9 protein-coding genes and 1 pseudogene are annotated in these 11,834 nt (G+C 69.9%); 4 read left to right on the plus strand and 6 right to left on the minus strand.

Going from position 1 to position 11,834, the window contains the following annotated elements; translation table 11 throughout:
• Nucleotides 1-5 precede the first annotated feature (5 nt).
• Together OG928_RS47780 and OG928_RS47785 are read left to right on the plus strand one after the other, a co-directional pair.
• On the plus strand, nt 6-992 hold the full coding sequence (locus OG928_RS47780) for an XRE family transcriptional regulator (RefSeq protein WP_331738357.1): 987 nt from the start codon (nt 6-8) through the stop codon (nt 990-992).
• Nucleotides 993-1,294: 302 nt separating this feature from the next.
• Complete coding sequence (locus tag OG928_RS47785; RefSeq protein WP_331738360.1) at nt 1,295-2,467, plus strand: permease-like cell division protein FtsX; 1,173 nt, start codon at nt 1,295-1,297, stop codon at nt 2,465-2,467.
• Nucleotides 2,468-2,654: 187 nt separating this feature from the next.
• On the opposite strand, the gene OG928_RS47790 is transcribed toward OG928_RS47785, so the two are convergent.
• Nucleotides 2,655-3,641: a hypothetical protein gene (locus OG928_RS47790; RefSeq protein ID WP_406292215.1), complete on the minus strand. Its 987-nt coding sequence runs from the start codon at nt 3,639-3,641 to the stop codon at nt 2,655-2,657.
• Nucleotides 3,642-4,524: 883 nt separating this feature from the next.
• Here OG928_RS47790 and OG928_RS47795 point away from each other — a divergent pair.
• Nucleotides 4,525-4,973: pseudogene (locus OG928_RS47795) on the plus strand (transposase); the annotation flags it as partial.
• Nucleotides 4,974-5,132: 159 nt separating this feature from the next.
• Here the strand turns inward: OG928_RS47795 and OG928_RS47800 are convergent.
• Nucleotides 5,133-5,909 (minus strand): hypothetical protein, encoded by a 777-nt coding sequence (locus OG928_RS47800; RefSeq protein ID WP_331738367.1) that lies wholly within the window; start codon nt 5,907-5,909, stop codon nt 5,133-5,135.
• Nucleotides 5,910-6,336: 427 nt separating this feature from the next.
• On the opposite strand from OG928_RS47800, the gene OG928_RS47805 reads away from it, so the two are divergent.
• Nucleotides 6,337-6,714, plus strand: a complete 378-nt coding sequence (locus tag OG928_RS47805; protein ID WP_331738370.1) for a hypothetical protein — start codon at nt 6,337-6,339, stop codon at nt 6,712-6,714.
• Nucleotides 6,715-7,280: 566 nt separating this feature from the next.
• Here the strand turns inward: OG928_RS47805 and OG928_RS47810 are convergent.
• The 4 genes from OG928_RS47810 to OG928_RS47825 all read right to left on the minus strand — a co-directional run bounded on the left by OG928_RS47810 (nt 7,281) and on the right by OG928_RS47825 (nt 11,436).
• Nucleotides 7,281-7,868 (minus strand): hypothetical protein, encoded by a 588-nt coding sequence (locus OG928_RS47810; protein WP_331738373.1) that lies wholly within the window; start codon nt 7,866-7,868, stop codon nt 7,281-7,283.
• A gap of 360 nt (nt 7,869-8,228) precedes the next feature.
• Nucleotides 8,229-8,378 carry a hypothetical protein gene (locus OG928_RS47815; RefSeq protein WP_406292217.1) on the minus strand — a complete coding sequence of 50 codons (150 nt, stop codon included), beginning with the start codon at nt 8,376-8,378 and terminating at the stop codon, nt 8,229-8,231.
• 399 nt (nt 8,379-8,777) lie between these two features.
• Nucleotides 8,778-9,416: a hypothetical protein gene (locus tag OG928_RS47820; protein ID WP_331738376.1), complete on the minus strand. Its 639-nt coding sequence runs from the start codon at nt 9,414-9,416 to the stop codon at nt 8,778-8,780.
• Between the two features lie 1,303 nt (nt 9,417-10,719).
• Nucleotides 10,720-11,436: a hypothetical protein gene (locus OG928_RS47825; RefSeq protein WP_331738379.1), complete on the minus strand. Its 717-nt coding sequence runs from the start codon at nt 11,434-11,436 to the stop codon at nt 10,720-10,722.
• Between the last annotated feature and the right edge of the window lie 398 nt (nt 11,437-11,834).

Below are 11,834 nucleotides of genomic sequence, written 5' to 3' on the forward strand. Positions count from 1 at the left end.
TCTCGATGGATCGCCGCACGTTCGCCTACGGCAGCGCCGCCCTGGCCGCGCTCGCCCATCAGTGGGCCACCCACGACCCCACCGACCTGATCACCGGGCCGACCGGGAAACACGTCGACGACGAACTCCTTGCCTGGCTGGAGACCACGAGCGCACGACTGACCACGCTGGCCACCGAACAGCGCCAACACACCGCAAGACTGTTGGACGCCCACCTGGAGACCGTCACCACGCTCATCGCGGACGCCCGCTACAGCCCGGTCATCGGACGTCGCCTCCACGTCCTGGCCGCGGCACTGGCGCAGACCATCGGCTGGCACCGCTTCGACCAGGGCGCCCACCGCGCGGCCGCCGGCTTCTGGCACGCCGGGCTGCACAGCGCCCACGCCGGTGGCGACCGCGACCTGGGCGCGGGCATCCTCTCGGATCTCGCCTACCAGGCCACCTGGACCGACACGCCGCGCACCGCGATCGACATCCTCGGCCACGCCCTCACCCGCACCACCCACCCCACCGCCCGCTCGCTGCTGCACCTGCGCAAGGCACGCGCCCACGCCGCCCTCGGCGAGGCCGCCTCCTGCCGCCGGGCCCTGGCCGTCTCCGAACGCGAACTCGACGCCGCCACACCCGAACCCCCACCGTCGTGGTGCTCGTGGATGTCACACGCCGACCTCGCCGTCGACTCCGGCCGCTGCCTCCTCGACCTCGGCCACCACGACCACGCCCACCACCTCATCGGCGAAGGACTCCAAGTCCTGCAACGCCCCCGCGACAAGACCCGCGGCGTCTTCCTCACCTACGAAGCCGAAACCTTCCTCGGCAGCGGAGACATCGACCAGGCTGCGTCGGCCGCCACCCAGGCGCTGGTCCTGGCACAGCGCATCGGCGCACCCCGCTGCGTCGACCTCGTCCGCGCGCTCACACCGCGCTTCGCCCGGCACCGCGACGCGCCCGGCGTCACCGAACTCCTCGAACTCGTCCACCCACGTTGAGACCGTCACCCACCCACAGGAGAGAGCCGCAACACGGGCGGGTCAGGCCCGGCCGGCGTCGAAGAACGCGACAATCCCGACCTCGGTCCGCGGTACGTAGTTGCGCGGCCACCCGCCGGCGCAGGGATGGGTGCTCACGACGGTGGAACAGCAACTCGACGCCGGGTGGACGTCGACGAGGGGGCCGAGCACCGGGTCGGCGCCGCGACAGCGCGTCGAACAGCGCCGCAGGACACCCTCGTATCCAGCGTGAGACCCACCAACTACGCTCGGTGCCAAGCGAGTTCACGACGGGGGCGAACATGGCGAACCATCACACATCGCGCGCGGGTAGGGTCGTTGTCGGCTGCGCCGCCGCACTGCTGGCGATCACAACGGCCGCCGCGTGCTCCGGCGGACACGACAAGCCGCGTCCGAAGCGGGCCGAGGTCGACTCCCCCGCGCCGGCCGGGTCCGCGGAGACCGACGCGGACGACGCGACCGAGGACGCCGAGGACGACCTGCCCCCGCCGGGCGTCGACTACTGGGCCGGGAAAGCGGACCTGGCCGTGTTCCTGTGCCAGACGTCCGACCCCAAGACCGGCGGCTGCGCCGACGGCCCGGTCACCGACACCCAACGCGAGGCGACCCTCGCCGCGCTCCGGGCACTGCCCCAGGTCCAACACGTCTACTTCGAGGACCGGCAACAGGCCTGGAAGCTGTTCCGTGCGCAGAGCGCGAACACCCTCCTCGGCGACACCATCACCGCGGCGCAACTCCCCGAATCCTTCCGCGTCAAACTCAAGGACCGCGGCACCCTCCCGATCGTCGTCTCCGCGATGGAGGGACACCCCGGCGTCGCCTCGACCATGACCCACGCGCCCACCGCCCCCGGCGCCGCGACTCCCCCACGCTCGGGCACAGCGCTCCCGCTGACCCAGGAGCGGGCGCGGCGCGCCGTGCCGACGGCGGACGACGTCGGCCCCGAATGGAGCGCGGACACCCTCACCGACACCGGACCCAAACCCGCCTCCGAGCCGTACTCGGGAAGCAGTGGCAACGCCGGCTGCGACCGCGCGCTGGCCGGCGCGCCGACCGGCAGGATCACCATCACCCTGGGCGCGCAACGGATGTTCCAGGACCGCAACGGACTGCGGCTGACCGCGACCGTCCAGGTCTACGAAGGCGACAGCGCCGCCCTTCAACTGGCCAAGACCCGCGCCCTGCTGGCAGGTTGCGCCGACCTGCCCCTGCCCATGCAGGGAACCACCGTCCGCTTCCACACGCTCCCCGCCCCCACCCTGGGCGACGAGACCCTGGGCATGCGCCTCGTCCTCGACCACAACGGCCCCAAAACCGTCGACTCGATCATGGTCCGCATGGGGCCCAACATCGCCGCCGTCACCGTCTCCGGCGACCCCATCCTGCCCTCCACCACCCTGGAACAACTCGCCCGCCGCGCCGCCGAACACCTCCACGCCGCTGTCTCCGACTGACCCCGAACATCGGGCACGGGTCGACGGACCGAGCTTCCTCATGGGGCGCGCGCACCACACCCGAACTCCGCGCACTCGCCGCACCGTGCACCATCATCTGCCCAGGGCGGCCCACCAGTGGGTGGGCCGTCCCGGATCCGCCCGAGCGCGCCCATGTGAGGGCGCGCCGGGCTGAATTGGGTTCCGGTCAGTGCCTGGGACGGCGGCCCGTCCGCGGCCGCTGTGCCGTCGGTGGCATCAGGTCGGCGAACGCCGGAGCCAGCTCCCGCACGCTCGCGAGCGGGGGTCGGTCGTGGACCCCATTGCCGTACACGGTCAAGCCTGGGGATCCATCGCCGAGGGAACGCGTCTCGCCTGACGTGAGGACCCGCAGGGGGGCATGTGTGGCGTGCGGGTCGAGCGTGGACACCAGCAGAGCGTGGCCACCGTCGTCGAACCAGCCCAACACTCGCCCGTCGGGCGCACGTTCGAATCGGAATGGTGAATAGGACGTGGGTTGCGGCGGCGGGACCGGCCGCCGGTCCCGGGCCTGCTCCGCGGTGAGGTCGACGACGTCGCCGTCTTCGAGCAGGAGCACCAGGTCCGGGGTGAACACGCCCTGCCGCGTGGGGCGTCGGTGCCACAACCACATCTCGGCTCGCGCGCCCACCCAACGGCGGGCCATTCCCGGCCGGCGTCCGGAGTCCGCCGGGACGGTCAGGACCAGTTGCTCGGTCGGGTGCATGCCGACTCCGGGGTTGTCGTGCCGGGCCCGGGCCAGTCCGGCGGCCATCTCGCGGGCCGTGGCCAGGTTGGGGTACCACACCACCGATCCCAGGGCGTCTCGCCGTCGATCGTCACTCCAGGTCCGCGCCGCGTCGGCGTCGGTGTGCAGGACGGAGTACATCTCCGGGCCGGGCTCGGCGCGCCACGCGCACAGCGGGCAGGGGTCGGCGTGTCGGTACTCGACTCGCTGGTCCGGATCCACCAGCAGGGGACCGTCCAGGCCCTGCATCATCAGCATGGTCACCCGGGTCCAGGCTCCGCGCACGGTCTCGGGAATCTCGACGTCTTCCCAGGGTGCGTTCGCGGTGGGGCGCAGTCGCGTGATCAGGACGCGGATCAGGATCGGGCACGCGCCGTCGGGCAACGCGTCGACGGCGGCCTGGTGGGCGAGATCGTTTTCGTAGGCCACGGAGGGCTCCTCGAGGAGTAGCGAAGCGTCCCGCGCGGACGCTTCGACGGGAACCTCGTCTCCCGCTCGGTCGAGGGGAGACGCCACATCGACCCTGGGGGTCGCCACAACGCAACGTTTGAGATCCTCGGCCCCGATCTCGGGAACCGCCATGGTCACGCGAACGACATCGCAACCGTGCCTTGAGCGTACCGGCTCTCTCCGACACGCGGGCTCGCAACGAGCCCCGGCGCGGGATGGCGGTGGCAGTGCGCGGGGCGGTCCCGCCGAACGCCTCCATCACCCACACGAAGGCTTCCACCAAGATCGGGGCCCGGAACGCTACTCCACCGATCGGACACGGAATCGAGCGGTCGTCGCGCGAGTCGGAGCGTCAAACAATCGCGGTGCCGGCGGCACGCATCGAGTCCGTCCGCCCTCGCGGATGCCCGAGGAGTGCGCGGGAACGAGCCTCAGGACCCCGGATACAACGGGGTCAGGTCTCGACCCGGTCGGGCCGTGTCGGCGTGGATAACGGCCCCTGTCACAGCGGGGTCGTCGAGATCGAGGAGGTATCCCGTCAGCCACCGCCGCGCGGCGCGTTTGGTGTGCTCCCGGCGCAGAACGACCGTTTCGTCGGCTGGGTGCCGCCAGGCGGACACCACCCAGTCCCGGCGACCCGCCACGGTTCCCGTGAGTCGGCGCAGCGTTCTGGCAATCATCGGTCCCCATACATTCGTGTCGTCGGATGGCAGCCCGGGTTGCCGGCCGTGGGCACGGCGAGGCAAGGCCGGACGCACGTGGTTCGGGCGTCACCTGCGGATGGACAGCTCATTGTCGGGCCTTCGGTACCACAGCTCCCGAGAACACGAAAACGCAGTCACCGGGCCGCGAATAGCGCGTCGACGCGGGCAAGCGGATCGTCGGACGCAAACGCCACATCGCCGTCGACACCCTGGCCTGCTGCTGACGGCGTGGGTCACCTCGGCCGGCGTCTCGGACAACACCGGCGGCATCCGCCTGCTCTCCCAGGTCGCAGACCGCCACCCCCGCGTCGCCAAGGCGTTCACCGACACCGGCTACCGCACCCGGGCCGTCGAACACGGCGCCGCACTCGGCATCGACGTCCACGTCGTCCGACGCGATCCCGACGACCAGACACGCGGGTTCAAGGTCATCGCCTGGCGCCGGATCGTCGAGCGCACGCTCGGCCGGCTCATGCACCATCGACGACTCGCGCGCGACTACGAGACGCACACACATCGCTCGGAAGCCATGATCCAGCTCGCCATGATCGACCTCATGAGCCGACGACTCACCCGCGAATCCACCCTCGACTGGCGCGGCACCTGATCCTCGAACCAAACACGATCCGCGAACCGCCACCAGGCAAACCCGACACGAGCCAGAACACCCCAGGCAGGCCGGCGCGCTCTTCAAGGCGGGCCCTGCCGTGAACGACGGGCGGGAGGCGGGACGGCGGGAACGGGCGGCGATGTCGGTCGCACCCACTCAGCCGGCCGATGTGTGCTGTGTCGCCTCGCGTGCCTCGGTGAGGGCTCGCCGCCTGAGGTCGCCGAACAGCTGAATCCTGGTGGCGGCAAGGATGTCATCCCTGCCGATGGTCCGCCCGTCCCCGCTGCGGGTGGAGTAGGCCGGGGGGGAGTCCTTGAGGAACGGGGGTGAGGCCGGTTCACGCGCTATCGCCAGGGTGACCGAGCCGAAGCGTTTGACCCCGCCCTCCCGGACAACCATGGCCGCGTCCCGGGCGAGGTCCGTCAGGAACACGCTCGCGATTCCGTCCAGGTCGCGGACCATCGCGGGGACGGCCGTCGCCCCTTGGCTCCGCAGCAGCTTCTTCACCCCGGCCTCGAACCTGTGGGCGCCGACCACAGCACTCGGTTTGCGCGACCTGCTGCGCTTGGGAGAAGGCACGATGACACCCTCGGCGTCATACAGGACACCGGTCAGGCCTCGAAACGTCGGGCTGTGGTAGTACCACATGCCCCCCACCTCGAGCTCGATGTTCCGGTCGATCGCCGAGACAAGGTCCCCGGGAACCAGCTTCTTCCGAGCTTCCTCGGCCGCTGCCCTCCTCGCGCCGTCGATGATCTCCCTCAGTACTGTCCGCGTCACCGACGCGGCGGCCCACGCGGCCGACCGGGAGACGTGCATCGGCGTCACGTCCCTGAACACCGCTTTGACGAGAGAAGGCTTGAACGGCGAGACATCCATGACCGAGACGGTCTCGGGACCTCTGTGCTCGGGGCGTGCGGGCTGTGCGGTCATCGGAAGAAGCGCTCCCTGCCGTCGGAGTTGTCACAAGGCCACACTTCACCACGCAGACCCGACACCAGGACCACCGGTGCCGACCGGCCCGACCCAACCGGCCCGAACCCGGGAATCGCCATTACCTCGCATGGCCCGCCATGGGAGCAGACGGAACCCGCAGGATAAAACGCTCTTTGGGCTCTGCGCCGACACGATCCTCTCGCGACGGATGCCGCCGAGACGGGCGGCTTCCGGCACGACCGCAACCGCCGGCGCCCGTCACGGAACGCGCGCCTTCTCACTGCCGGTCGGCAGCCGCGCCAGAACCTGTCGCCGGCGTCACTACAGCGTTCTCTCTGTGACGGGCCGATCACACGCCCCCATACAAGTTCCAGGCGCGCCCACGGGTGTAATTGGGTCACCACTCGACCCAAGGGAGCGCGACGTGCACCAGCCCCACCCCGCACCGCCCACCGCCGCCCCACGCCCGCCCTGGCTCACCCTGCCCCGCGCCATCGGCCTCGGCATCGCACTCGCCTGTCTCTTCGGCTCCCTCTCGTTCGGCCTCCGCGGCCAAACCGCCCACGGCATCGACTGCGGATCCGCCTGGTTACCCGAGCAAAGCGCCGCGCAACGCGCCTACCGCCAGGCATTCACCCGCGCCCTCATGGACGACAGGATCCTCACCGTCACCAACTACAAGCGCGACTGCACCAACGCCTCCAACCGAGGCAAGACACCGGCGTATGTCCTCCTGGGCCTTGGCACCACACTCCTCATCGGCACCCTCACCGCATCACGACGCCAACCCACCCACACCTGACCCCACCCGAAGGCAACACGTCGCGGTGCGCCCTCTCTTCGGCGAATACGCGGTTCAGCGCGGTCGGCCCCGCGCCATGTCGGTGGGACGTCGGATGCGACGCCGACCTCGGGCGGCCGTTCCCGCGGTACGGCCAAGACGACGCCGACGAACAGTTCTTCGACGCCCAGGACCAACAGCTTTGCCGTCCACATGGGCGGGCACGGCCGCCAAGGATGGAAGCTCGGCGCGGCACCTTCGAGCACCGCGCCGTGCGCTGATTCTCCGGGGCGTCCCGGCGTCTATTCACGCCGAGGGCCCGCGCTCCCGGGGGGGGTTGGGTGCGCGGGCCCGCTTCCGACGGGGGGTGCCGGACCAGGAACGGTACGCCGGATCATGGCCGAAAGCACCCCCTTAAACGATTCGAGACATTGCCGTGGCCCCTTTTCCTGTGCCCGTTCGCGCGATGCCCGCGGTTCAGGATTCGGCGTTCACGGCCCGCGGTGGGGATCGGAAGGCGAGACTGGGCGGCGGCCGACCGTTCGCAATCGTGATTGATCGCCTGCGGTTTGGGGGATCCCCGGTGCCTAACCGGTTCGGTCGCCGTCCGCCCACAGGGGCCATGTCTCGTCGATGAGGTAGTCGACCGGTCCGGTGCCCTTGCGGGGGATGACCACCAGGACGCGGTTCAGGTGGGTCGCTTCCCACCGCGACCACCGGGTGGCGGTGCCACCGTCGCCGACGGTCTGCTCGAACCCGGAGTCGAGCAGCGGCACGGTCTTGCCCGGGGCCGGTCGGACGTGGCGGGTCTGGACGATCTGGCACGGCACCAGCGCCCGGCCGTCGGCGAGTTCCCACGCCGGTCCCACCGGGCCCGGCCACACCGCGGTGGTCTCGGTGTGCGAGCCACCGACGAGGTACTGCCCGTAGTCGGCATGGGCCCACAGCGCGGCGAGCGCCTCGCGCTTGGCGCGCACCTGTGGTCCCCACGGACCCTCGACCTCCCGGTCCGGCCGGTCGACGTCCTGCGTCGCGGCGATCCGGTCGCAGACCGTCGCCGGGTCCGCGGTGAGCGAGGAGGGGTCGGTCGGTGGGGTCCACGACCCGGCGGGGCCGAGCCTGGGCGGCCCCACGTCCTTGGCCGTCCTCCACTTCCACCCGATCGGCTCAGCCACCAGGTGGTGCGCCAACGGCCGTCCGTGCCCTGGTGGAACCACAGGTAGTCGGCGCGCCGAACGGTGGTGTCCTCGGCGCCTCGGGGCACTTCCACGAGTGTGGCCAGGAACCAGGACGAGTCCACCGCCCCCGCGGCGGGAGCAGCACGTCGATCCTGTCCACCGCGGGGAAGGTGTAGGTGGAGGCTGCGATGGCCTTACGTCTGGGGCCGTACTGGCGGACGCGGTCGGCGAGCAGGCGGGTCACGAGCGCGGGGCCGCCCTCCTCCCAGGACACGAGGTCGGTGCTGTCCGCGGGGTCGGACCACTGGGAGCGGGCCTTGAGGTATGCGCGGACCACGGTCTCGGCGTCCGCCCTCTTCAGCGCCGGGCGTGTGGCGGCGGGTGGGGCCCGATCGGCACGGGAGCCGGGCGGACCTCTCCCCGGGCCGCGGGGGTCTCGCGGCCCGGTGCGTCGAGCGGCAGGAACCACCAACCTCCGGCGGCGAAGACGAGGGTGATCACGAACATCAGGGATCGGTAGGGAACGGTCGATGGTCGGTGCATGACGTTGCCCCTGGGGACGGGTGGCTCCGACGACCCGGCACGGCCGTGCTCGCCGGACGGAGAAAGACGTGCGGCGATCGCACAGGACGGAGCGCGCGGAGACCGCGCGGGTGGGACCGCTGTGGTGGTCGGACTGGGGGCGACTCCGAAGGGGCCTCGGGTTCCGACCCGACGCCCGGGTCGCGCACAGTCGACGCGATGCCGCCGCCGGCTCAACGCCGTTTCAGCGGACGGTTGTTCATCGGCGCGTGCGGTCGGCGTACTCGTCAAAGTACCCAACCAAGTACACGTGAACGTGCTCACGTGAGGACGATGCCGGTGCCCGTCTGCCCACTGCCTGGTCGACGGAACCGGCCTTTCGTCCTACCGTCTCTGCGGCACGGCCGGCAACGGCAGATCGAGCAGGCGGGCAAGGGCGGCCGCCAAAGGGGCGGAGCGGCCGGGCAGGTGCCGGGATGCCCAGTCGGCCGCCAGCGCGACGAAGTCGGCCAAGTCCCGCTCGACACCCACCAGCAGTCGCCCGAGTTCGGAGGCGGACAGCTCGATCACCGGGCTGTCGCTCTTCCCGGACCTGACGGTCAGCCGGACGGTGTCGCCGAACCGCTCGGCGGTCGGCTGCGGATCGTGGCCGAGCCAGGGCCGGTCGCCGCCGTCGACGACCTCGTGCCACTCGCGCCAGCCCTCCAGCCCACAGCAGCAGCCGGGCAGCAACGTGACTCCCGTGGAGCTGTCCACGACGCGGAGGCCACCCGCCACGATGAGTTCCTCGGAGGTCAGCATCCCGTGCAGGAAGGATCCGAGTGGGTCGGCCGGCGGAGGTGGGAAGCCATCCCCGGGGTCGGGGCCGATGTCGTTGTAGCCGACGATGCGCATCATCGCCGTCCCGACCTCGGCGGGAGAGAGTTCACCGGTGAGAGGGAGGTAGCCGAAGGGCTTCGTCTCGGCGACGGGCCAGAAGGCGAAGTCGTCGTCGGGCACATCCATCTCCAGCACGGGCTGCATCACGATCACCCGGCGAAGTGTGCCCCACTCCCCGCCCATCCCACCTCTCGTTTACGCCTGGGCGCCCCATCACCATCCAGCCCGAACAGCGAGCATGACGGGCATGTTCGGCTGTACCTCCCTGAGCGCATACAGGTGTACGCCGACACGTGTCCGTAACGGTCAGGCGCGACGCACCGGTTTCACGCCGCCTGCCTCGCTGCGGGGCGAAATCGCGTGGACCCGGGCCGGGCCTGGCACGCACGCCGGTACCCCGGGGCGAGTGTTCCTGGAGGTTCCGCGTGGGGTCGGCCCACGTTTGTTCGAGCCGGCGCCTCGACGTACCTGTCGAGACCGGGAACCGGGGTGTGGTTTCCGTGTATGCGTCGACGCGCCGCCGATGCTGTGGCTGGCCCGTCCGCAGGAAGCCCTCGGCCAGCCGTGACAGTCGGGCGGGCAGGGCGCACAGCGTGAAACCGCGACGCGGCCGGGAACCGACCAGCGAGGGCGCATTGACAGCCGCAGCCGCCCTGTGATCACGCGCTGGGCGTCGGGTGGCTCGGGGTCTTGCGTGCACACGATCCGCGATCGACCGGGGCATCGCCCCCGGCAGACGCCGATGCTACGCCTGGCCCGAGGAAGTTCCAGGGTCACGAACATCGCGAACACACGAAGCCGATCGCCGACACCCCTCGCCTCCACCGCGAGGGTCGACCGTGCGAGGCCTTCGCACCGGATCAGGACGGCGTCCGGGCGCACGACCCCGGAGCAGGGCGCCGACCTCCGGTCCGGGTGCTCGCTCGTTCACCGGGCATGAGCAACCACACCTCGCCGCCCTACACTTCCGACACCACCCACGCGCGCGCATCGTCGAAGGAGCGCGCGGCCCTGGAGCGAGTCGCGGCGGTCGGGTGCAGGGCGGGTGCGTGGCTGTGTGGTCTGGGCCGGCCGGGTGGCCCGGCGGCGGACCACGCCGAGGACCCGGTGTGCAGCACCTGGTGCGGCGGCTGTTCGCCGAGCGGTGGCCGGCCGGGCTGGGCCTGCCGTTCGCGACCCGACCCGGGCCGCGGTTCTGGGAGGAGCACGCACGCCGCACGCGCCCATAGGTGACCGCCCGGGCCGTTTCCTGTGGATCATCGTCACAGTCCTGTGATGCTCTGGATACGGTGACGGCATGCCGACGATCCTGCGGCACCCTCGGCCTGGATTCATGTGGGACTGGTGAGTCGTCGACGCCGAGGGCTTCCTCGTGCAGTTCAGCTGTGGTCCGGCCCCTGAGCCCCTGTTGGCGCATGTGGACCGCGTCGAGCGGCAGCTATGAGGGTCAGCGAGGAGGGCCGGTGAGGAAACGCATCAGGTTCGGATAATCGATCTCGTACAAGGCATACCCCACCTCAAGCCCATAGTCGCGCATGGTATGCCGAGCCCAAGCCTGGGCCGTGGTGATCTCGATTTCCTGCCCTTCGAATTCCCCCCGCGTAAATCGTAGGTCCGTCGTCGCCTTGAATTGCCCTTTAGCGTTACGCGACTTACCTGTGGAGACGACCCCTTCTTTCTGAAGTGACGCAATTGTCGCCCGTTCGACGGCGTTTCCATACTCTTTTGCCAATGCGCTCATTAGTTGACCTTGATTGATTGATCCCGAGCGGAATCGGTAGGCCGCCTCTCCTAGCCGGTTGATCGCACCGGGGCTAATATGGTCCGCGATCCTCTGAGGGTCGCTCCGGAAGTCTTTAACGACAGCATCAACCTTCTCCTGTACCACTGTTTGGGCAGTCCGCAATGGCCGCTCAGCATACATATTCTTCCGTTCGAGAAGCCGACCTGCCGATTCATTGTTTTTTCGGACTTCACCACCTCTGGCGATTACGCTGGCGAATTCGCCGACAAGTTGGCCAGCCGTCGCCCATGCATGTATGCGTTCCGGATCGATTTCGCCGTTAGCCCTGGCCATGGTGGAAAATATGGAGCCCAGTACGGAGCTTGTTGTGATACTGAGCGTCTCCAGGATTATCTGGTTGCGTGCCTGAAAATCTGCCATGAGCGGCCCGTGCAGGTCGCCTTCAATCACCGCAGGGTGGGCAGGCGGCGGCCAAACGTCTACCTGCCCTGGAGGCTTAGCAGGCGGAGTCGCAGGCGGCGTAGTGGGCGGAGTAGTGGGCGGAGTCGCAGGCGGAGTCGCAGGCGGAGTCGCAGGCGGCGGAGTCGCAGGCGGAGTCGCAGGCGGAGTCGCAGGCGGAGTCGCAGGCGGCGGAGTCGCAGGCGGCGTAGTGGGTGGCGTAGTGGGCGGCGTAGTGGGCGGCGTAGTGGGCGGCGTAGTGGGCGGAGTCGCAGGCGGCGGAGTCGCAGGCGGAGTCTCCGAAGGGGTATTTATCCCAATTCCCGGATAGGGCCCAAAGCTCGAGAAGGAAACGAAAAATTGGGGGTGGTGGCCCTGCG

The organism is Embleya sp. NBC_00896 (assembly GCF_045207785.1).
Classification (GTDB): domain Bacteria; phylum Actinomycetota; class Actinomycetes; order Streptomycetales; family Streptomycetaceae; genus Embleya.

Coding starts and splice junctions, on each gene's coding strand:
- OG928_RS47825 (WP_331738379.1), bottom strand. CDS start 11,436: ATGGCAGATTTTCAGGCACGCAACCAGATAATCCTGGAGACGCTCAGT.
- OG928_RS47815 (WP_406292217.1), bottom strand. CDS start 8,378: ATGTTCGTGATCACCCTCGTCTTCGCCGCCGGAGGTTGGTGGTTCCTG.
- OG928_RS47820 (WP_331738376.1), bottom strand. CDS start 9,416: ATGCAGCCCGTGCTGGAGATGGATGTGCCCGACGACGACTTCGCCTTC.
- OG928_RS47785 (WP_331738360.1), top strand. CDS start 1,295: ATGGCGAACCATCACACATCGCGCGCGGGTAGGGTCGTTGTCGGCTGC.
- OG928_RS47780 (WP_331738357.1), top strand. CDS start 6: ATGGATCGCCGCACGTTCGCCTACGGCAGCGCCGCCCTGGCCGCGCTC.
- OG928_RS47800 (WP_331738367.1), bottom strand. CDS start 5,909: ATGACCGCACAGCCCGCACGCCCCGAGCACAGAGGTCCCGAGACCGTC.